The 19,590-nt window shown below is 61.1% G+C and carries 24 protein-coding genes; 17 read left to right on the forward strand and 7 right to left on the reverse strand.

Features of this window, described 5'->3' with window-relative positions; all coding sequences use genetic code 11:
• Positions 1–32 precede the first annotated feature (32 nt).
• Both mutM and ACP159_RS00700 read right to left on the reverse strand, forming a co-directional pair.
• Positions 33–884 (reverse strand): bifunctional DNA-formamidopyrimidine glycosylase/DNA-(apurinic or apyrimidinic site) lyase, encoded by an 852-nt coding sequence (gene mutM / locus ACP159_RS00695; RefSeq protein WP_425097685.1) that lies wholly within the window; start codon positions 882–884, stop codon positions 33–35.
• 275 nt (positions 885–1,159) lie between these two features.
• Positions 1,160–1,687, reverse strand: coding sequence for a hypothetical protein (locus tag ACP159_RS00700; RefSeq protein WP_425097686.1), 528 nt, complete (start codon positions 1,685–1,687; stop codon positions 1,160–1,162).
• Positions 1,688–1,851: 164 nt separating this feature from the next.
• Between ACP159_RS00700 and ubiE the strand changes: the two genes are divergently transcribed.
• Together ubiE and ubiB are read left to right on the forward strand one after the other, a co-directional pair.
• Entirely contained in the window at positions 1,852–2,604 is a 753-nt protein-coding gene (gene ubiE, locus ACP159_RS00705) for a bifunctional demethylmenaquinone methyltransferase/2-methoxy-6-polyprenyl-1,4-benzoquinol methylase UbiE (RefSeq protein ID WP_425097687.1), read from the forward strand.
• A gap of 2 nt (positions 2,605–2,606) precedes the next feature.
• On the forward strand, positions 2,607–4,136 hold the full coding sequence (gene ubiB / locus ACP159_RS00710; RefSeq protein ID WP_425097688.1) for a 2-polyprenylphenol 6-hydroxylase: 1,530 nt from the start codon (positions 2,607–2,609) through the stop codon (positions 4,134–4,136).
• A 13-nt stretch (positions 4,137–4,149) separates the two neighbouring features.
• On the opposite strand, the gene ACP159_RS00715 is transcribed toward ubiB, so the two are convergent.
• Both ACP159_RS00715 and ACP159_RS00720 read right to left on the reverse strand, forming a co-directional pair.
• Positions 4,150–4,824: a flagellar hook capping FlgD N-terminal domain-containing protein gene (locus ACP159_RS00715; RefSeq protein ID WP_425097689.1), complete on the reverse strand. Its 675-nt coding sequence runs from the start codon at positions 4,822–4,824 to the stop codon at positions 4,150–4,152.
• Positions 4,825–4,834: 10 nt separating this feature from the next.
• Positions 4,835–7,798, reverse strand: a complete 2,964-nt coding sequence (locus tag ACP159_RS00720; protein WP_425097690.1) for a flagellar hook-length control protein FliK — start codon at positions 7,796–7,798, stop codon at positions 4,835–4,837.
• A gap of 111 nt (positions 7,799–7,909) precedes the next feature.
• Here ACP159_RS00720 and ACP159_RS00725 point away from each other — a divergent pair, with 111 nt between their 5' ends.
• From ACP159_RS00725 to ACP159_RS00750, 6 genes are all read left to right on the forward strand, one after another.
• A complete protein-coding gene (locus ACP159_RS00725) occupies positions 7,910–8,182 on the forward strand; it encodes a rod-binding protein (RefSeq protein WP_425097691.1) in 273 nt (90 codons plus the stop codon).
• On the forward strand, positions 8,172–8,519 hold the full coding sequence (locus tag ACP159_RS00730) for a hypothetical protein (protein ID WP_425097692.1): 348 nt from the start codon (positions 8,172–8,174) through the stop codon (positions 8,517–8,519). The genes ACP159_RS00725 and ACP159_RS00730 overlap by 11 nt, the downstream gene beginning before the upstream one ends.
• Positions 8,520–8,718: 199 nt before the next feature.
• Positions 8,719–10,047 carry a flagellin gene (locus ACP159_RS00735; protein WP_425097693.1) on the forward strand — a complete coding sequence of 443 codons (1,329 nt, stop codon included), beginning with the start codon at positions 8,719–8,721 and terminating at the stop codon, positions 10,045–10,047.
• Between the two features lie 79 nt (positions 10,048–10,126).
• Positions 10,127–10,504, forward strand: a complete 378-nt coding sequence (flaF, locus tag ACP159_RS00740) for a flagellar biosynthesis regulator FlaF (protein WP_425097694.1) — start codon at positions 10,127–10,129, stop codon at positions 10,502–10,504.
• Positions 10,501–10,905 carry a flagellar biosynthesis repressor FlbT gene (flbT, locus tag ACP159_RS00745; RefSeq protein WP_425097695.1) on the forward strand — a complete coding sequence of 135 codons (405 nt, stop codon included), beginning with the start codon at positions 10,501–10,503 and terminating at the stop codon, positions 10,903–10,905. Before flaF ends, flbT begins: the two co-directional genes overlap by 4 nt.
• Entirely contained in the window at positions 10,902–11,711 is an 810-nt protein-coding gene (locus ACP159_RS00750) for a DUF1217 domain-containing protein (protein WP_425097696.1), read from the forward strand. Before flbT ends, ACP159_RS00750 begins: the two co-directional genes overlap by 4 nt.
• Before the next feature lie 45 nt (positions 11,712–11,756).
• Here ACP159_RS00750 and ACP159_RS00755 read toward each other — a convergent pair whose 3' ends face one another.
• On the reverse strand, positions 11,757–13,172 hold the full coding sequence (locus ACP159_RS00755) for a FliI/YscN family ATPase (protein ID WP_425097697.1): 1,416 nt from the start codon (positions 13,170–13,172) through the stop codon (positions 11,757–11,759).
• An 85-nt stretch (positions 13,173–13,257) separates the two neighbouring features.
• Here ACP159_RS00755 and ACP159_RS00760 point away from each other — a divergent pair, with 85 nt between their 5' ends.
• Genes ACP159_RS00760 through ACP159_RS00800 form a run of 9 tightly spaced genes read left to right on the forward strand, consistent with a single transcriptional unit; the run spans position 13,258 to position 17,825 of the window.
• Complete coding sequence (locus tag ACP159_RS00760) at positions 13,258–13,635, forward strand: FlgB family protein (protein WP_425097698.1); 378 nt, start codon at positions 13,258–13,260, stop codon at positions 13,633–13,635.
• Between the two features lie 12 nt (positions 13,636–13,647).
• Complete coding sequence (gene flgC, locus ACP159_RS00765; protein ID WP_425097699.1) at positions 13,648–14,037, forward strand: flagellar basal body rod protein FlgC; 390 nt, start codon at positions 13,648–13,650, stop codon at positions 14,035–14,037.
• 38 nt (positions 14,038–14,075) lie between these two features.
• Positions 14,076–14,369, forward strand: coding sequence for a flagellar hook-basal body complex protein FliE (fliE, locus tag ACP159_RS00770; RefSeq protein WP_425097700.1), 294 nt, complete (start codon positions 14,076–14,078; stop codon positions 14,367–14,369).
• A gap of 4 nt (positions 14,370–14,373) precedes the next feature.
• Positions 14,374–14,643: a flagellar biosynthetic protein FliQ gene (locus ACP159_RS00775; protein WP_425097701.1), complete on the forward strand. Its 270-nt coding sequence runs from the start codon at positions 14,374–14,376 to the stop codon at positions 14,641–14,643.
• A 1-nt stretch (position 14,644) separates the two neighbouring features.
• Positions 14,645–15,358, forward strand: coding sequence for a flagellar hook-basal body complex protein (locus ACP159_RS00780; protein ID WP_425097702.1), 714 nt, complete (start codon positions 14,645–14,647; stop codon positions 15,356–15,358).
• Between the two features lie 14 nt (positions 15,359–15,372).
• Positions 15,373–16,158: a flagellar basal-body rod protein FlgG gene (gene flgG, locus ACP159_RS00785; RefSeq protein ID WP_425097703.1), complete on the forward strand. Its 786-nt coding sequence runs from the start codon at positions 15,373–15,375 to the stop codon at positions 16,156–16,158.
• The gene (flgA, locus tag ACP159_RS00790; protein ID WP_425097704.1) at positions 16,158–16,574 is read left to right on the forward strand and encodes a flagellar basal body P-ring formation chaperone FlgA; all 417 of its coding nucleotides are present in this window, start codon (positions 16,158–16,160) and stop codon (positions 16,572–16,574) included. The genes flgG and flgA overlap by 1 nt, the downstream gene beginning before the upstream one ends.
• 8 nt (positions 16,575–16,582) lie before the next feature.
• Entirely contained in the window at positions 16,583–17,311 is a 729-nt protein-coding gene (flgH, locus tag ACP159_RS00795; protein ID WP_425097705.1) for a flagellar basal body L-ring protein FlgH, read from the forward strand.
• A gap of 10 nt (positions 17,312–17,321) precedes the next feature.
• A complete protein-coding gene (locus tag ACP159_RS00800) occupies positions 17,322–17,825 on the forward strand; it encodes a flagellar basal body-associated FliL family protein (RefSeq protein WP_425097707.1) in 504 nt (167 codons plus the stop codon).
• On the opposite strand, the gene ACP159_RS00805 is transcribed toward ACP159_RS00800, so the two are convergent.
• Both ACP159_RS00805 and ACP159_RS00810 read right to left on the reverse strand, forming a co-directional pair.
• Complete coding sequence (locus ACP159_RS00805; protein WP_425097708.1) at positions 17,826–19,358, reverse strand: polyamine aminopropyltransferase; 1,533 nt, start codon at positions 19,356–19,358, stop codon at positions 17,826–17,828.
• Positions 19,355–19,579, reverse strand: coding sequence for a DUF350 domain-containing protein (locus ACP159_RS00810; RefSeq protein WP_425097709.1), 225 nt, complete (start codon positions 19,577–19,579; stop codon positions 19,355–19,357). The genes ACP159_RS00805 and ACP159_RS00810 overlap by 4 nt, the downstream gene beginning before the upstream one ends.
• Positions 19,580–19,590: the final 11 nt, after the last annotated feature.

The raw sequence follows: 19,590 nt of genomic DNA on the forward strand, positions 1-19,590 counted from the left end.
CAACGCTTATCATTCTGAACGAACGGTTCAAGCTATCTTTGACAGGACGGACAGTAGAACGACGATCGGCCCGATTGCACGATCCGAGCGATTCTCGTCTCGCAACCGGGGGTCTTGCACATCGCGCCCTCGCGTCCGTAGACGTCGAAACTGTGTTGAAAATATCCAAGCTCGCCATCGGCTTGTCGGAAATCCCGGAGCGAGGAACCGCCCGCCGCGATGGCTTCTTCAAGGACTTTCCGCACGATTGGAACCAGTCCCGCGAGACGCCGCTCCGCGATGCGGTTCACCCGGCGGGCTGGGTGAATTCCGCCACGGTAAAGCGTTTCACAAACATAGATGTTTCCGAGCCCCGCAACGATTTTCTGATCCAGAAGCGCACTCTTGATCGGCATGGACCGTCCCTTCAGCGCGGCGACGAGGTGGGATTCGCTGAAACCGTTGCCCAGCGGCTCCGGCCCGATGCTGGCCAGAAGGGGGTGCGCCTCGGCGGTACTGGTCGGCATGAGGTCCATGGCTCCGAACCGCCGGGGATCGTTGAAGGTAATACGCGCGCCGTTCTCCATGTCGAGCACGACGTGGTCGTGCTTCTCTGCCGCCGGATGGTCATGGACGAATTGCCCGAGAGGATCGCCGGAAACCAGCATCCGCCCGCTCATGCCGAGATGAATCAGCAGGCTTTCCCCCCTGTCGAGGTCCGCGAGGATGTACTTCGAGCGCCGCCGCAGACCGACAACCCGCGCTCCTGTCAGCCTGTCGGCCATCCGCTCGGGAAACGGCCAGCGCAGGTCCGGCCGGTTGACCTGCGCCCGCACGATCCGCTGTCCCTCCATCGCCGGAGCAAGCCCCCTGCGGACGGTTTCGACCTCTGGCAGTTCCGGCATGTCGTCTTCCGTTCGTTGCGAGCGCTTGGCCCAGCCCGTCCTTCAACACCGCAAGGCCATCGTCGAACGCCGTCACATATGTCTGCGCACCAACCGTGAAATCAAGAGTGCAATGCCCCGGCCGGTGAGTCGGCACCTTCTCGGGATGTCAGGTCAGGAGCGGACAGCCTGCCTGAACGACCCTTGCGACGGAGCACGTCGCGGTGGACGGCGACCCGCGAGTTCCGCGCGCATTCGTGGAACACGCGCAGCAAAACCGTAAGACAACAGACAGCCTAGCGCCCGTTGATCTCCAGCGCCCGGATCATGATGTCTTTCAACGCGGCGTGACCCGTCACGTACTTGAGAATGAAAGTCGACCGCCCGTCCTCGAATTGAAGCCGGTAGTTGCCGCTCTTGTCCTCTTCCGCATGCGTCAGATCCGCCAGGTCGTATATCTGATGCCGGAACAACCAATCGCGCTTGTGAAGCATGTTGCCATCCAGAACGATCCGCGTCCGGTGGGTCAACGCCACCATGTAGATGCCGCCAAGAATAAAGATCAGCGCGTGCAGCCCAACCCAAAGGCTCGCGATCCCCTCGTCCCGGATCAGCAGAAAGACGATCAACACCATCAGCGCGGGCGGCAGGTATTTGACACCGACGGTCGCCTCGAACAGCGCCAGATCGCCGAACTGCTTCGGGCGCCGGCTGCCTGCGCCGTAGATGATGCGCGCGGAGTGTTCCTCCGAGCTCAACGTGACCTTGGCGCCTCGCCGGATATCGCGGAATCCCATCAGGAACCGCGCGGGCTGCAACCGCATGAGAGGCAGCGCGATGAGCGTCGCAATCAGAGCAAACTGAACAATCGTTATGAAACCCAAACCGACCCCCCGTGTGACTTTGCGCGGATTTGACCGTTTGTCCTTTGACTTCCGTGAGTTTAAGGACAAATGCGACCCAACGAAGGCCGGATCGGATCCATTGCATGACTGACGAGCAGCACAAGACCACGCATTTCGGGTTTCAGGACGTGCCGGAAGGCGAAAAGGCGGGACGCGTTCAGGGCGTGTTCCAATCCGTGGCGTCGAAGTACGACATCATGAACGATGCCATGTCGATGGGCATTCACCGCATTTGGAAGGATGCCATGATGGATTGGCTTGCGCCCCGTCCAGGACAGCGATTGCTGGACGTTGCTGGCGGCACTGGGGACATTTCGTTCCGGTTTCTCAAACGCGCAGGTCACGGCCACGCCACCGTCTGCGACCTGACCGAGCCCATGCTGGTCGAAGGGCGCAAGCGGGCCGAAGCGGACGCCATGGCCGAGATGCTTGACTGGGTGGTCGGCGACGCAATGAAATTGCCTTTTCCGGACAACACCTTCGATGTCTACACGATCTCCTTCGGCATCCGGAATGTCACCCGTCCGCAAGAGGCTCTGAACGAGGCGTTTCGCGTCCTGAAACCGGGTGGACGCCTGATGGTCCTCGAATTTTCGCAGATTCCCAACGAGTTGATGCAGAAGGTTTACGACCTGTATTCCTTCAACATCATCCCACGCATGGGCCAGATGATCGCCGGGGACCGTGACAGCTACCAATACCTTGTCGAATCCATCCGCAAGTTCCCGGACCAGGAAACCTTCCTCGGCATGGTTCGCGCCGCCGGTTTCGAGAATGCCAAGTATCGCAACCTGACGATGGGCATCGCCTGCCTGCATTCGGGCTGGAAGATCTGACCATGCGCGGCCCGCACAACATCTGGCGATTGATCCAGACCGGCGCCACGCTGGAGCGCACCGGCGCGATGAAGGCTGTTCTGGATGCCATGGACGCACCGGCGCCTCTGCGCATCGCAGCCAGGCTGGTCTGGCCGTTCCGGTGGCTCGGTGAAAAGGGCGATCCGTCGATGCCGCCACCGTCGCGCGCGCTTTCGGCGCTGGGTCCGGCCTACATCAAGTTCGGCCAGATCCTCTCGACCCGCCCGGATGTGGTCGGTGATGCGATGGCGCAGGAACTCCGCATTCTGCAGGACAAGCTACCGCCTTTCTCCATCGCGGAGGCGAAGAAGGCCGTTGCGGCGGAACTTGGTCGTCCGGTGGAAGACATCTTCTCCGAGTTCTCGGAACCCGTCGCTGCCGCGTCCATCGCCCAGGTCCACAAGGCGCGCCTGTCAGAAACCGGCGAGGTTGTGGCTGTCAAAGTCCTCCGCCCCGGTATCGAGCGCCGGTTCCGGCGGGATATCGACGCTTTCTACTTCTCGGCGTCCGTGATCGAGTTCCTCTCCCCGGCCTCGCGCCGTCTGCGTCCGACAGACGTCATCGAACATTTCGAAGGCGTGGTCATGGGCGAGTTGGACCTGCGCCTGGAAAGCGCCGCCGCAAGCGAGTTCGCGGCCAACACCGCCGGGGATGAGGGCTTTCAACTCCCTGAAATAAAATGGAATTATTCTGGCCGACGTGTCATGACGCTCGGCTGGGCCGACGGAGTCCCGCTCGGGGACAACGACGCGCTCGACGCTGCGGGCCATGATCGTGTCCTCCTTTCGGAACGCGTGTTGCAGCTGTTTCTGAGCCATGCCCTGCGCGATGGTTTTTTTCATGCGGATATGCATCAGGGGAACCTGAAAGTCGCGGCGAACGGGGACATCATCGCCTATGATTTCGGCATCATGGGACACATCGACGAATACACGCGCCGCGTGTACGCCGAAATTCTTTATGGCTTCATTCGCCGCGACTACCAGCGCGTGGCAGAAGTGCACTTCGAGGCGGGCTATGTTCCGGCGGACCGCGACGTCGATGAATTCGCGCGGGCCTTACGTGCCGTCGGCGAGCCGATATTCGGCATGGATGCCAGCGGCATCTCGATGGGCAAGCTCCTCGCCTACCTGTTCGAGGTCACTGAACGGTTCGGCATGGAAACTCGGACGGAGTTGATCCTGCTGCAGCGTACGATGGTCGTTGTCGAAGGGGTTGCCCGATCCCTCAATCCTCACATGAACATCTGGACCGTCGCAAAGCCGGTGGTTGAGGACTACATCAAGAAAAGCATTGGTCCGCGTGCCGTTGCCAGCGACCTCGGCAAGACACTGCGCGTCCTGTCCCGGTTTGGTCCGCGCCTGCCCGGACTTGTCGAGGCCGCGCTGATCCGGCAGGCAACGCCGCCGGCGAGCCGCTCTCGGTCTTTATGGCCGGGCAGGTTGGCGGCGCTGCTTCTGGGTCTCCTTCTCGGGGCCGGGTTCGTCCTGCTGGCCGAACTGCTGCCGTGACCGTCCCGGATTGTCAGTAAGGTGATCGCAGGCCGGTGATCATGCTCGGCGGCACCTCCGTTCCGTCAGACAGGCGAATCAAGACGTCGTCACCGTCAGCGCGCACCTCAGTGATGCGGCTGTAGGCCTCCGGCGTCGTGACTTCGATCATCTGGTCTCCGACGTAGTGCTGGATCTGGAAGCTGTAGATATCCACCGGCAGCAAGTTTCCTTCCGAATCGGCGCCGGTCCAGATGATGTCTTCCGGAAGGTCGTCGAGTTCGAAAGTCTGCACCGTCTCGCCCGCCGAATTGGTGACGAGCAACGTCGCCCGCGTTGCATTGTCGGCATACTCGGGACGGATCGCGATCGGGCTGTCGACAAACATGACCGGCGACCGTGTCAGGGCTTCCTTCCCGATCCAGCCGCCCGCTTGCTGCAGCGCGTTCCCGGCCATTTTCATACCAAGATCCTTGAGCAGATCGTTTGTCAGAATCTGCTGCTCGACGGACGAGAATGTCGCCAACTGCGAAGCGTAGTCGCTGGAGTCGATCGGATTGAGAGGATCCTGATTCTGGACCTGGACCGTCAGCATCTTCACGAAGGTATCGAAGTCCGAAGACAGGGCCGCACGGCTGTTCTCTGTCTTTGTCGTTGCGGCGCCAGCGCTGCTGGTTGCCGCCTTGGTCGAGGTTACGGCATCTACCATTCTTGGTTCCTCATATCCTGATGTCCAGACCGTCCATGGACGCGGTCAGGCTGTGGGTGATTGAAACATTCGCGTCCGCTCCGTTCGGGGCACTCTGCGAAATCGTCGGCATGGAGGGTTCGCTAGGCTGGCCGCCACCGGGGCGACTGTCCGATTCGCCGCCTCCGAAGGTGAAGTTCGACGTTTCGAACCCGGCGTCCGCGAGATCACGGGCCAACTGGTCCACGTGCCGCCGGAGCAGGTCCAGCGTCTCCGGACGATCCGCCTGGATGTGGACCGTCATGCCATGGTCACTCGGGGTCATGTGCATGCGAACCCGGCCGAGTTCTTCCGGACTGAGCCGCACCTCGAGAGCGCCATCCGCCAACTTGGGTACCCGCTCCATGATCTGGCGAAGTACCGCACCGGCGGTGTCGCGGCCATGCGCCGAACCCGAAGCGCTACCCGCGGACTGCGCAAACGTCGTTCGAGGTGCATCCGGACCGCTGCTGGCAAGAAGGTCCGCCTCATCCTCTTCAGCTTTTCCAACAACGCTGCCGTCGACCGGAGACACCCGACCCGCCGCCGGGATCGGGAGGGAAGTTGGGGAAGCAGCCGCATTCGGCGCCTGAACGGTCTGTCGCGCCTGGATTTCAGTCTTCTGAGAGGTTTGCGTCTGAACTTGGATGTCCGGATCGCCCTCGCGATCCAGCCGCAGAGCACGCGGAGAAGGTTGAGCCGGTGGCTGCAGAACCCCGACAAGAGACGTCACCGCCGGTTCATTCCGCATCGGATTGAGCGCCGCGCCGGCGACGCGTTCGGGTCGATGCGGTTCTGCCACAGTCATGCGACTGAGGTCCTCGACATCTTGTCCGCCAGCCAGATCGCCGGAAAATCCGGGAACGGCATCGCGGGTCCGGGTTGTAGTGACGGTGGGATTGACGACCGATGCGGTGCTCTCAGGGAGGAACCGTCCAGAAGGTCTCGAATCGGGTTCGAGTATCTGGATCGAGTCGCCGATCGGCAAGGCGCGTCCGCCCGTTCCCCCGACAGGCAGGAGCGTCTCACCGCCCAACTGCTGGCCTTGGTCGATGGATCGGGCGGAAGCGTTCGTCGCTGCGAGCGGCTCAATGTCCAGCGGCATCTTGCGCGCGGCAAAAATCCGGGGCGACTTGTCCGTCTCCACCAGACTGGAATCCCTTTGGGCAGTCATCTCACTTCCATTACGCGGCGTGGCGGCGTTCCAGGAGATATCAGTCTTAAGGCCAAGCTTATCCGGGAACCCACCCTGCGGAGCCGATTGGTCTGCGATACGGTAGTCCGCCGGCCGGTTCGATGTGCCGGGGGCTACGGCACCGTCCGAATGAACGGCCTGACCCGGCACCGGCCGATTTACCGTCGCCACATCAGATGCACCTGTCTCGCTGCCTGTCCGTCTCACGGCTGAAGCCATTGCGGCAGAATACCCAGTCGGCGCTTCTGGTTGTTTCGAGGCATCCGTCGTTGGAACCGATGAACCGTTGATCTGGTCTTCCGGCACAGTGAATCCGCCGCGTCCGGTGCTCGTAACCGTCACGCTCATCGGAGAACGTCCCGCGATCAGAGACGACTGCGATCCGACGGGGTCAGCCCTCTTTTCACCGATTCGGGCCGCCAGGGCCTGCCTCATCAAGACGGAGTCCGTCGACGCGATACGCACTCGATTGACTGGGGCGCGATTCGCGTCGCTGTCGTTCGAGACTTCGGTCGCACGCGCGGTACCCTGGTTCAGTACTGAATTCTCGATTCCCGCGATGTCCGGTGCATTTGTCCCGGACTTCATCGCGGAACCCGTATCCGATGCCCTCGGCGCTACGGAAGGAACGGCCTTGTCGATGGGCGCACCCGGTACCGGAGTCGAACTCTTCGAAATCGCGCCACGTGGAGACGCAGAGTTGACGGCGGCCGTGGCGATTTTCAGGTCGTCTGCGGGGAGTTGGTCAGCACTCCCCGTCTTGGGAACAGCGGACTGTGCAGACCGAGATGTGTCGTCCGCTTGTGGGTCGCTAGGCGCTGCTGGCCGTTCAACTTGGCCTGAGCGCGACGCTGCCTTTTCCGCGAAAGCCTGCGCGGCGAAAGCAGTGTTGCGCCCTTCACCCACCCGTCCGGATAGCCCGTCGCTCGTGTTGGTTCCAGCCGAAACACCTGACGCAGCCGCCGCCGGAATGCTGCCTTCCGCCAAGCGGCTCGCAGGGGCATGAGCAGCGCCGACGCCCATGACGACCCCAGTCTGACCGCTGGCCTGCGCAGCGATACCTCGTTCAACGGTGTTGAGGACATCCGCGTTCGAGCGCTGGTTCTCACCGGCCAATTGCACCGTCGCGAACCTCAAATCTGCTTTTGCCGCTGAACTAGCGCTATCAAGCCGAGATCGTTGTTCTGCACGATCAACCACCATCGGAATGTCGACAAAAGTCTTTGGAGTCGCGGACGGCATCTCCTCGGATTTCATGCCGGGACCGCTGACGCGCCTCGAGGAGGTTCGCTCGACTTCGGGGGCAGCAAACGTGGACTGCCTCGGCAAACCGTCCGCGTTGAAAACCATGGCCGTGGATACGGTCTTCTTCCGATCTGTGGTCTCCTGCTCAATCTCGACGGGACCAGGGACAACAGAATCGGGAACGTCCGGTTCGGGGTCGTCCACAATCACTGGTTCAGGCGGGTCCGACGGCAAGGTTTCCCCGAAGGTTTCCTCATCGACAACCGGCAAATCAGCGTCGTCCACAAGATCCAGCCCGCCCGGCGCTTCTGGCTCTTTCACGACGACGTCCGTTTCGTCGTCCACTGCATCCTTCACGAATGTTTCCACGGTAGATCCAGCACGACCATCGGGCGAACGATCAGAGAGTTGTTCGAAAATCGCCGTGAAATCGGGCCGCTCACCCTTTCGCAAAGGTATGTCGGCACTTTGGATCTTGGGTGCCAGCCCAAGCAGGGCCGTGAGTTGAGTAAACATCGGCATGTCTCCGGATTTCTTCCGTCGCCTTTTCTTAAATCCAACATCCTTACAGCTTCTTTACCGCCTTCGAAGAAAACTGACCGAAGTGAGTCGAATTGGAGACAAGCAATGGACATCCCCCCTCTTACATCCAAACTCCCGCAACAGAGGGACAAGGCTCTGATGCAGGCGGCACGGGAACTCGAGGCCAGCTTCCTCGCCGAAATGCTGCGTGCATCCGGAGTCGGCAAGACCCCCGAAAGCTTTGGCGGCGGAGCGGGCGAAGACCAGTTCTCCTCGTTTCTCGTTCAGGAGCAGGCCCGCGCCATGGCGGCGAAGGGCGGTATCGGCCTCGCCGATTCTCTCTATCAATCCATGAAGGACAAAATGCATGACCAATGATGACACCTTGGATCGGTTGAAGATCCTGATCGAAACCGAGCGGAAAGCCCTGATGGACGGCGACTTCGAAAAGATTGCCGAACTCCTCGACGAAAAGGAGCGCTTCGTCGGCGAGTTGAATGGACGGGAGAAGGACGAGACCGTTCTCGAACCGCTGCGGGACGGGCTGCGGCGGAATCAGGAGCTGTACGATCACGCCCTCGCCGGCTTGCGCAACGTCGCCAATCGCATCAGCCAGGCCAACCGGGCCCGCAAAAGCCTTGAAACCTATGATGAAAACGGACGTCGTACCAGTCTTGGCGCGCCCGCAGTGCGGACGCTGGAGCGCCGGGCGTGACGATTCTCATCAAATTGTTGGCAATGTCGTTGATGCAATTAGCGCAGTGTTAGGATTCCGAACGCATGGTGGCGCTGCACTCGAATGGGTGGCGCGGATCGGGAAAATCCCTGACTGCACACGTCAGAAAGACGTCAGAGATGCCGTTATCGGCAAATGAAACCGGCGCAAAAGCGCCTAACCAAGCAAGGACAAAATCATGTCTAGCATCCTGACGAACAATGGCGCCATGGTGGCGCTGCAGACCCTGAAATCCATCAACTCGGGTCTCGCAACGACCCAGCAGGAAATTTCCACCGGCAAGCGCGTTTCGAACGCCAAGGACAACTCTGCCGTCTGGGCAATTTCCAAGGTTATGGAAGCCGACGTCAAAGGCTTCAAGGGTATCTCCGACAGCCTCAACCTGGGTCAGTCCACGGTGGCTGTTGCCCGTCAAGCCGCGGAAACCACGACCGAGCTTCTGACCGACATCAAAGGCAAGATCGTTGCGGCTCAGGAAGAGAACGTTGACCGGGAGAAGATCCAAACGGATATCAACGCCCTGCGTGACCAGATCTCGGCTGTCGTGGGCGCCGCACAATTCAACGGCCTCAACCTGCTTTCCAACACCAGCACGACCGCCGGTTCGGGCAGCATCAACGTTCTGGCGTCGCTCGACCGCTCCGGCACCGGCGTGACCGCTTCCGATATCAACGTGGCCAAACAGGACCTCGGAACCACGGCCAGCTCGATCAACGTCGCAACCGCAGCCTACAACGCGGCCGGTACAGGCACCAGCGGAGCAGCAAGCACCGGTGCCGTTGCCCTGGCCGCCGCAGCATCGCCCGCCTCGACCTTGGCAGTCGTCGGTTCCGCAGCTGGTGCAGGATCTACCGCAGTAACGGCTGGCACCGGTTACATCATCGAAATCACCGCCAGTGGCGGCGCTTTCGCAAGCATGAACACGACGGCCACCGCCGGAAACCAGGAAATCACCTACGTTGCGCGCGACGGTGATACCGAGGCGGATGTGGCTGCCGGGCTCGTGGAAGCCTTTAACAAGTATGTCGCTGAAGACAGTGCTGCATCCGCAGCCGGCATTTCGGCGGCAGTCAATGGAAGCAGCGGCAACCAGATCGATTTCACTGGCGGCGATCTCAGCCAAGGTGCCGGTACGGTCTCCCTGCAAATCCGGACCGCGTCTGCGGCGAACACCACCATCGGTGGCCGTCTCGAGGCTCTCAACGACATCGACGTGACCACTCAGGCAGGCGCGGATTCTGCTCTCGAAGAGATCGAAGGCCTGATCCAGACTGCAATCGACTCCGCCTCCGCGTTCGGTTCGGCACAAGGTCGTATCGAAACGCAAACCGATTTCATTACCGGTCTGACCGACGCGCTGAAGTCCGGTATCGGGACGTTGGTTGACGCCGACATGGAGGAGGCCTCGGCACGACTCCAGGCTCTGCAGGTGCAGCAACAGCTTGGCGTTCAGGCTCTCTCGATCGCCAACCAGGCGCCGCAGCAGCTGCTGTCGCTGTTCCGCTAAGGCACATGGTCGGAGGCCGGAAAACCGGCCTCCGATTTCCTCAATCTCTTCAGCCAACTGACAACCAGAAGGTTCTGCAGTGAACGCCCAAAACCTTGCCCAGCGCGCCTATTCTCAAACCGGTCGGACCACCAAGACCGCCCGCGGCACCGAATACGAGCTCATCGCACGCACGACGCACCGTATCAAGGCTGCGGCCGAAGCCGGTCCTCTTTCATATCCGAAATTGGTCGAAGCCTTGTCCGACAATCAAAAGCTCTGGACTCTGCTTGCCGCAGACGTCGCCGACAAGGACAATGCACTGCCGCAGGAACTACGCGCCCGCATATTTTACCTTGCAGAATTCGTGCAACAGCACACCAACAAGGTCTTGATGAAAAAAGGTCGTATCACGCCCCTTCTGGAAATAAACGCTGCCATCCTGCGCGGACTGAGCGGCAGAAGGAGCGCACAATGAGTGGTTTGGTACTGAAACTGGGTCCGCGCGAGCGCGTACTCATCAATGGTGCGGTAATCGAGAATGGTGATCGCCGCAGCCGCTTGTCCATCGTAACGCCAAATGCAAACGTTCTTCGGCTTCGTGACGCCATCCACCCCGATGAAGCTCAGACACCAGTAAGACGTCTGTGCTACACGGCACAACTTGTCTTGACCGGCGACGCCGACCCCGTATCGGCGCGGAATCAGCTGATTCCCAGGATCGAAGAATTGAGCCAAATACTCGTCGATCACGACAGTCGACGGCTCTTGTCACAGGCTAGTAGCGCCCTGCTTTCCGAACAGTACTACCAGTGCCTAAAGTCGCTACGCGCCTTGATCCCAAGAGAGGACCGGCTTCTTGCCGCGCCGAAGCAATGACGTTCCAACCTGTCATTGTCGGTACGGGACTTGTAGGTTGGCAGTTTCTGAAAGCCACCGAGAACACCCAGAAGTCCGTGTTCAACAAATCCTCGGATCTTGTGCGTGACACCGACTACTTCAAGGAAAAAATCGGCTCGATCAAGACAGCAGAAGACCTGGTCGCGGATCGGAGACTGTTGCGTGTCGCCTTGGGGGCTTTTGGTCTCCAGGACGACATAAACAACAAGTTCTTTATCAAGAAAATCCTCGAAGAAGGCGGAGTTGCGCCGGACGCCTTGGCCGTCAAGCTTTCAGACGAACGGTACAAGAGCTTCGCGTCGGCATTTGCCTTCGACTCTCCTGTTGGATCACGCACTCAACTGAGCTTTTTCGGCGACGAAATCGTCACGCGGTTTCGCGAGCAGTCGTTCGAGGTCGCAGTTGGCGACCAGGATAACGATTTGCGTCTCGCACTGAATTTCAGCCGCGCATTGCCTGAGATCACAGAAAGCGGATCATCCGATTCTACGATGTGGTTTCGTGTCATGGGGACGACAGCTTTGCGCCAAGTATTCGAGACTGCACTCGGGCTTCCAAGCAGTTTTGCACAAATCGACCTCGATCAGCAATTGGAAGTCCTTCGTGACAAGGCGCAACGGCGTTTCGGCGTTTCCAAAATCAGCGAACTTTCCGAGCCAGAAGTCCTGGACAAGGTCGTCCAGACGTTCCTGCTGCAGTCTCAGGTGAAACAGTCAAACGCTTCTTCGGGAGCGACCGTTGCCTTGTCGCTGCTCCAGGCAATGCCGAGGCGATCGCTCCTTTGATATCACGAACCGGGCTCTGATTTCCGGAGCCCGGCAGCGGTTTCATCAGGGCTTGACCGAAGGCCTTCCTCCATTGCCACCCAATGCGGCCTGACCGCCGGTCCGTCCACCATTGTTTCTGAGGGTCGGTTTCGATCCTGATCCCGCGCGCCTCAGCAAGAGCTGCAGTTTCTTGAATGCCGCGACTGGTCCACTCGGCGAGCGTTCAGCCAAGAAGGCGTCAAGATCGCTCCAGACGGTAATGGCTTGATCAAGGATGGGGTCTTCTCCGCTCCGGTAGAGACCTGCTCGAACCATGGTTTCCGAGCGAGAGTAGGCGCCCAACAAACGCCGCACGCCCGAGATGATGTCATTCTCTTCGGCACTCGCCGCCTCCGGCAAACTGCGCGAAACAGAGCGCAGGAGATCGATTGCAGGAAACCGGCCCCTTTCCGCGATCTGCCGGTCCATGACTACATGACCGTCGAGAACCCCGCGCAGAATGTCTGCCACGGGTTCGTCCATGTCGGACCCTGCAACCAAGACGCTGAAGACGGCCGTGATGTCACCCGCGCAATTCAATCCGCCGGGACCTGCGCGCTCGGCGAGGCGCATGATCTGGTGCGCAACCGATGGCGGATGACCGCGCAGAGCCGGCAACTCACCCGACGCAATCGCGACCTCGCGATGCGCCTCGGCAAACCGCGTGATCGAATCCGCCAAGTAAAGCACGTGTTTGCCCTGATCCCGAAAATGCTCGGCAATGGTCATCGCCGCAAGCGGGCATCGGCGGCGCTCCATGGGTGAGCGGTCAGAGGTCGCGGCGACAACGACGCTGCGCGCCATGCCCTCCGGACCGAGCACGGTGCGCACGAAATCCTGCACTTCACGTCCCCGTTCACCCACAAGCGCAAGCACAACGACGTCCGCCTGCATGCCTTGGGCGAGCTGAGCCAGCAGGCGGGACTTGCCCACACCAGATCCCGCGAACAATCCGATCCGTTGCCCCTGTACGATGGGAAGCAGCGTGTCAAAGACCGCGAGGCCGGTGCTCAACCGCGCACCAAGCCCGCGACGGGCAGCGGCGGGCGGCGGGCTGGCGCGAAAGGGTCTGCGATTGGGTCCCGGTCCCAGCGGCATTCCATCCAGAGGCCGCCCGTATGGATCGATGACACGTCCGATCCACGAATCGCAAGGCGCCAGGACCGGAGCGCCGAGAACTGCCACACGGTCGCCCTGGCTCACCCCGTCCGCTGCCTCATCGGGAAGCATCGCAACCAATTCGTCTCGAATTCGAAGCACTTCACCCTCGATCGTTCCGGTGGGGTGAAAGAGTCTCAACCGATCTCCGATACACGCTGTATGCGCCAAACCGGTGATCCAGATAGTGGTTCCGTCCACGGACCGCACCCTCCCGACGCTGCGCACCGATTGCATCTGCGCGATTCGCTTGGTCAGGCCAGCAATGACATTCTTGTCCATCGTGCGCTCCCTAAAGGTTTCCGCAAACCGTTTCTAAAGGAATCACAGTTAAGTTTTGGCTTAAGCAATCGAGGGAGAAGCCCCGATGTTCCAAAATTTGGACGTCTTCAGAACGGCGATGGCCATGGCCCGGCATGCGGGCGAGCAGCAGGCGCTGAGCGCGCAGAATATCGCGAATGCCGATACCCCCGGGTATCGCGCGAAGGACCTGCCGGCATTCGAGGACACGCTGCGCGGCAGCCTGATCGGGCAGAAGGCAACCCGGGACAAGCATCTCAATGGCTCCACTGAACGCTCCGTTCAGGTTTTGGAGAGACAAGAAGAGATGGACCCCAACGGCAACACCGTTTCGCTGGAACTGGAAATGGTCAACGCCGTGGACGCCAAACGCGAACACGACCGCGCCCTCGCCATCTACCGCAACAGCCTGTCCGTCATTCGGGCAAGCCTCGGCCGCACTTGAAGGACCTGAATCATGAGTGCCTTTTCCGATGCTCTCAGCGTCACCGCCGCCGGACTGAAGGCCCAGGCCACCCGCCTGCGCCTCGTTTCGGAGAATATCGCCAACATGGACACCCCCGGTTTTCGCCGCAAGTCCGCTCCCTTCGCCGTCGATCGCAGCGATAGCGGCCTCGACATGGTCAAGACCGGGCGCGTGCAGCTGGATCGTTCGGATCTCGAACGGGTCTATGACCCGTCGCATCCGCTTGCGGACGAGACCGGCTATTATGAGGGGTCAAACGTCGACCTGGTGATCGAAATGGCGGACGCCCGCGAGGCGCAGCGCAGCTACGAAGCCAATCTCAAGATGTTCGACCAGACCCGCCAGATGTCATCGAGCCTGATGGAACTGCTCAGACGCTGACCCAATCCAACCCAAATCAACCGTGACAGGAGACCAGAATGGACATCCGATCGCTTTATGCTGCCCAAAGCTACGCAGCATCCCGCCCCGCAACCGAGCCCGACGAAATCGCCAGATCGGGTATTCAAGAGAAATTCTCTGCCGCCGCGAAGGACTTTATCGGCACCCTGCGCCAGGCTGAGCACACAGCGCAGGCCAGTATGACCGGCGGCGCAGACCCGCATGCGCTGGTCGAGGCGCTGGCCCAATCCGAACTGGCCGTCGAGACGGTTGTCGCCGTGCGAAACAAGGTCGTCGAGGCCTACCAGGAAATCCTGCGGATGCCGGTCTGACGCCATGATGAACGAAGCCATCTTCTTCGACACCCTGCGGCAGGGGCTCTGGATCGCCACGATCACCTCGGTGCCGATCCTGACCGCCGCGCTCGTGGCAGGTGTCGGCGTGGGCCTGTTCCAGGCACTCACCTCGATCCAGGAAATGACCCTGACCTTCGTCCCGAAGCTCATGGCGATCATCGTCGTGTTCTGGATGTCGATGAGCTTCATGACCCGCACCCTGGTGGAATTTTTCCAGGGCCAGATCATTCCCATCATTACCGGAGGCTGACATGGAAGCCGCAGGATACGCCGCCCTCTCCCGACTTTCGGGTCTCAAGAACGAGATGCGGGTCATTGCCAACAACATCGCCAATGCCAACACAACGGGTTTCCGGCAGGAGGGGATCATCTTCTCCGAATACGTGCAGCGGGCAGATGAAGGCGCCGCGGTCGCGATGTCGGCGGCGCGGGTGCGCAACACGTCGTTTGAACAGGGCGCGCTGCAGCAGACAAACGGCACCTTCGACCTCGCCATCGAGGGCGACGGCTTCTTCCTGATCAACACGCCCAACGGCGAGCGGCTGACCCGCGCAGGATCGTTCACACCCTCCGCCGCCGGCACATTGGTCACGATGGACGGCTACGACGTTCTGGGGGACGGCGGCGCTCCGGTCTTCGTGCCGCCCGATGCGACAGACCTGTCCTTCGCCGCCGACGGCACCATGAGCGCGGGCGGCGTTCCCTTGGGCCGGATCGGCGTCGTGCGCCCGATAGACCCCCTGAAAATGGTTCGTGAGGGCGGCGTGATGTTCCGCACCGATGGCGGCTTCGAGCAACTCGAAGAACCGCGCATCATTCAGGGCTTCATCGAATCCTCCAACGTCAATCCGATCCTCCAGATCTCGCGCATGGTCGAAGTCCAGCGCGCCTACGAGATGGGCCAGAGCTTTCTGGAGAAAGAGGACGAACGCATCCGCAGCGCCATGAAGGCAATGATAAAGTAATCGGGAGAAAACACATGCGAGCTCTACAGATCGCCGCAACCGGCATGGCCGCACAACAGACGCGGGTCGAGGTGATTTCCAACAACCTCTCCAACATGAGCACCACCGGCTACAACACCCGCCGGGCGGAGTTCGCCGACCTGCATTACCAGCAAGCCACGCGGCCCGGCACCATCAACGCCTCGGACGGGACTGTTCTGCCAACCGGCGTGCAACTGGGTCTCGGCGTTCGACCATCCAGCGTTTCGGTGATGCTGGCGCAAGGCGCACTGGCCGCGACCGGCGGCGATCTCGATGTCGCCATCGAAGGCGCCGGATACCTTGAGGTCACGCTGCCCAATGGCCAGTCCGCCTATACCCGCGACGGGGCTCTGAAACGCACCGGCGAAGGGCTCATCGTCACCTCCGAAGGGTTTGCGGTCGCGCCGGAAATCACCATTCCGGAGGATGCGGTCAGCGTGTCGATCAACGCCGACGGAGAGGTTTATGCCTACTTCCAGGACTCCGCCGAAGCCCAGTTGCTTGGCCAGTTCAACCTCGTCGGTTTCACCAACGCCAAGGGACTCGAGGCCATCGGTGACAACCTGTTTACCGAGACCGAAGCCTCCGGCGCCCCGCTCCAGACCACGCCTGGACAGGACGGCCTCGGCACCCTGCGGCAGGGCTATCTCGAACAGAGTTCGGTCGATCCCGTCCGCGAGATCACCAACCTGATCGAAGCGCAACGCGGGTACGAGCTGAATTCCAAGGTCATCTCTGCCGCCGACCAGATGCTCGCCGCCACGAGCCAGGTGCGCTGATGTTTCGTCTCGCGGTTCTGATCGCCCTTGTCGCCGCACCCGGGTTCGCCGAGTCGGTGATTGCCACGCGGACGATCCGGCCGCAGGAAATCATCATGCCCGAGGACGTGCGCCTCGATCAGGCCGAGATCCCCGGCGCATACCGGGATGTCTACGAGGTCGTCGGTCAGGAGGCGCGTTTCGCGCTTTACCCGGGGCGTGCGGTCATGCGCGGCGCGATCGGTGAACCGGCGCTGGTGGACCGCAACCAGATGGTCGAACTGGTCTACGAATACGGCGGCCTGCGCATCGTCGCAGAAGGACGCTCCTTGGGCCGCGGCGGCGTCGGCGAACGAATCCGCGTGATGAACACCGGCTCCCGCACCGTCCTCTTCGGCAAAATCTCCGAAGACGGCACCATCATCGTTTCGAAATGAGGAATGACATGCTTCGAAATCTGTGCCTTATCGGTCTGATCCTCACGACGGTTGCCTGCGGGCGCGTCAAGCACATCGGCCGCGAGCCGTCCTTCACGCCGCAGACGCAGAGTCCCGAACGTGTGGCGATGATCGCCGAAGGACTGCCCGAAGCGCCAGCGCCGCTGCGGGTCACCGATCGTGCCTCGCTCTGGAGCAGCCGTCAGGGATCGCTGCTGGGCGACAGTCGCGCGATGAAGCGGGGGGACATTCTCACCGTGGTGATCGACATCAAGGAACAGGCGGCGATCAACAACAGCACGTCGCGGTCCCGGTCCGGCTCGGAATCGCTCGGCATTCCCGATCTGTTCGGTATTCCTGAACGCATCAACCAGAACATCACGGATGGCGCGAGCCTCGACAGTGCCGTCGGGATCAACAGTTCCAGCAATTCGAGCGGCAACGGATCCGTGAAACGCAGCGAACAGCTTACCCTGCGCGTCGCCGCGACCATCACGGACGTCTTGCCGAACGGCATTCTCTCGATCGAAGGCAGCCAGGAGGTACGCGTCAACTTCGAATTGCGCGAGCTTCTCGTGACCGGCTTTGTCCGCCCCGCCGACATCTCCCGCCAGAACGAGATCACATACGACAAGATCGCGTCGGCCCGGATTTCCTATGGCGGGCGCGGCCAGATCACCGACGTCCAGCAACCTCGGATCGGCCAGCAGGTGCTGGATGTGATCCTGCCTTTCTGAGGAGGAACCGATGCGAAAACTTTTGCCCATCCTCCTGGCTCTGATCGGAACCGGGGCCGGCGTCGGCGCGGGGTTCTTCCTGATGCCGGCGGCTCCGGAGGAGCATGCCGCCGAGGGTGCCGTGGATTGTGCGCCACCCGCGGACCATGCTGCGGCGGAAACCCCGCCAGAGGCGGAGGCCGCTCCGGCCACCCGGGAATATGTCAAGTTGAACAACCAGTTCGTGATTCCCATCATGTCCGAGGATCGCGTCAGCGCTCTGGTTGTTGCGGCCCTCAGCGTGGAAGTGACCATCGGCTCGACGGAAATGGTGTATTCCCGCGAGCCGAAACTGCGGGATGTCTTTTTGCAGGTGCTGTTCGACCATGCCAACGTCGGCGGTTTCCAGGGGAACTTTACGAACGGCAACCGCATGGAGGACCTCCGCCGTGGTCTGCTCGAAGCCGCAAAACCCGTGCTCGGTGACGTGGTCAGCGACGTCCTGATCACCGAGATCGCCCGCCAGGATTCATGATCACCGGAACCACGCGTCCCAGCCTTCGAGATAGTATCCCACGAGGGCGTGGCTCTGGATATCGTTGATTTCGGCGTCCATGTCCCCCGTATCGACGGAAAAAACCTGTGCCCCGCGCCAAACTTCGGGCGTCAGATACTTCAACCCGTCCGGAAGTTTCGGTTCCCGGTCGGCAAGGCCTGCGAAGCTGGCCATGACGAATCCCCATTCGCCGAAACTCGGCACGTGGACATGCGAGGGAATGACCGACAGCCCTTCGCCGGGGGCGTAAGGGTTGCCTGTCGCTGCCAGTGTATGCGCCACGGACCAGAACGCCTGCCGCGCGAAAAGTGGCGAGCCGGCCTGGGTGACCAGGAGACCGTTCGCCGAAAGCCTTTGGACCAGGAGACCATAGAACTCGCGCGAGTAGAGCTTTGACAACGCTATGTTTTTCGGATCAGGCAGATCGAGGATGATGACGTCGAACGACTCTTGGGTGGCCTCCACGAATTGCCATGCATCCTGATTGACGAGCGTCAGGCGCGGATCGCTCAGGGAGCCGCCATTCAACGCCGCCAGGTCCGGATGATCCCGAAACAACTCCGTCACGCGCGGGTCAAGGTCGACGAGGGTGATCCGCTCGACACCGTCATGCCGCAGCACTTCCCGCGCGGCCATTCCATCGCCGCCACCGAGAATCAGGACAGAATTGACGCGCGGCGCAAGGCCCATGACCGGATGCACCAGCATTTCGTGGTAGCGGTATTCATCCATCGTATCGAATTGAATCGAATAGTCGAGAAACAGCCGGACCCGGTCCCGGAACCGCGTGACGGTGATCTGCTGATATGGCGTGGCCTCGGTCAGCACCACGTCGTCCTCGAAGAGCTGCTGCTCGGTCACCGACACCAGCCGTTCGCTCTGCACCAGCGCACCGAAGGTCAGCGCCATCGCGGTGGCCCAGACCACCCATTGCAGCCGGGACGCCACTTCCCGAAAAAGGTACAGGGACAGCCCCGCGACGATCAGGTTCAATCCACCGAAAACAAGACTGGCGGACATGAGACCCAGATGCGGGATCACCAGCAGCGGGAAGGCCAGCGAGGCCACGAGAGCGCCGACGTAATCCACGGTCAGCACGTTCTCGAACCGGAATTCCGGTGCGCCGATGTCCTTCAACACCCGGGCAATCAAGGGAATTTCCATGCCCGACAGGACCCCGACGGCGATCAGCATGCCGTAGAGCGGAATCCCGACTTCGCTGACCCATGCGTAAGCGAGGAACAGCGTCGGGGCCATGAAGCCGCCGATGATGCCCAGGAATATCTGTGCCCAGGCGAAGCCTCGCATCGCCTCGCCGACGTAGCGGGATGCCCAGGCGCCGAGACCCATGGAGGAGAGGAAGACGCCGATCACGATGCTGAACTGGCGCACGGAATCGCCGAGCAGGTAGCTCGACACCGTCGCCGCGATCAACTCGTAGATCAGCCCGGCCACCGCGATCAGGAAGGTCGCCGCGAGCAGCCATGTCTCGCGCAGACGCGCGTCGGTCACGACAGGATCACGGCCGCGATGATGATGGCGAGGGCGACGAAGACCGATCCGATCAGGATGGCGAGCGAGATATTCTGGTCTTCCTCGATCTCCTTGATCACGGAGAACGGGGTCATGATGTTGATGATCCACCAGAAAATCGACATCAGGACGACACCGAGGACGGTGTAGAAGATGGTGCTGACCACTTCGGTCACTTGAATTGCTGCAAACAGATCCATGAGGGTCCCCC

It is taken from the genome of Tropicibacter sp. S64 (genome assembly GCF_049803835.1).
In the GTDB taxonomy this organism is placed as follows: domain Bacteria; phylum Pseudomonadota; class Alphaproteobacteria; order Rhodobacterales; family Rhodobacteraceae; genus Pacificoceanicola.